The sequence below is a fragment of the Bacillus sp. AFS018417 genome (genome assembly GCF_002560985.1).
Lineage (GTDB): Bacteria > Bacillota > Bacilli > Bacillales > Bacillaceae_G > Bacillus_A > Bacillus_A rhizoplanae.
In genome coordinates this window covers 1-672 of the sequence record NZ_NTTM01000049.1, presented here as the reverse complement: position 1 = coordinate 672, position 672 = coordinate 1, and the positions used below count along the sequence as shown (strand labels likewise).

Sequence of the window (672 nt, the reverse complement as noted above, 5' to 3'; positions counted from 1 at the left end):
AATGATTATCGTGCTTTGCCTACGCAATCTAGTCAATCCATCATGAAAAATGTATTCCAAAATTGGAAGTCTTTTTTTGCTAGTTTAAAAGATTATAAAAAGAATCCCAACAAATATACGGGAAAACCTAGAATTCCAAAGTATATTCGTTCTTCTGAAAAGGAAATCTTGTATACAAATCAAGATTGTGTCATTAAAAATGATAAGTTTTTAAAGTTTCCAAAGACAAAATTGCAATTAAACATTGGGAAATTAGGGTTTACTGAAGGTAAACTGAAGCAAGTTCGTGTCATTCCAAAATACAATGAGTATGTAGTGGAATTAGTGATAGATGTTCCTTCAGAACAACAATCCGTTGAAGAGAATGGTCGTTATATGAGTATTGATTTAGGTATTGATAACCTTGCAACCATTGTAACAAACACAGGTATGAAGCCTGTACTTGTTAAGGGCAAACATGTCAAAAGCATAAATCAATATTACAACAAAATGAAGAGTCACTTTACAAGTGTTCTAAGGAAAGGTAAACAAACAAATGAAGGACCTTTTACTTCTAAAAGAATAGAAAAACTTCATCAAAATCGTTACCTGAAAATAAAAGACATCTTCCATAAAGCTAGTCATCATATTGTAAAACTAGCTCAAGAAGAGAAAGTTTGCAAAATCGTTATT

Annotated in this window: 1 protein-coding gene; it reads left to right on the top strand. The window is 31.1% G+C overall.

Annotated features, from left to right (window positions below; genetic code table 11):
* Positions 1-672: RNA-guided endonuclease InsQ/TnpB family protein (locus CN326_RS18965; RefSeq protein WP_141525082.1), on the top strand; the 672-nt coding region annotated here is incomplete at both ends.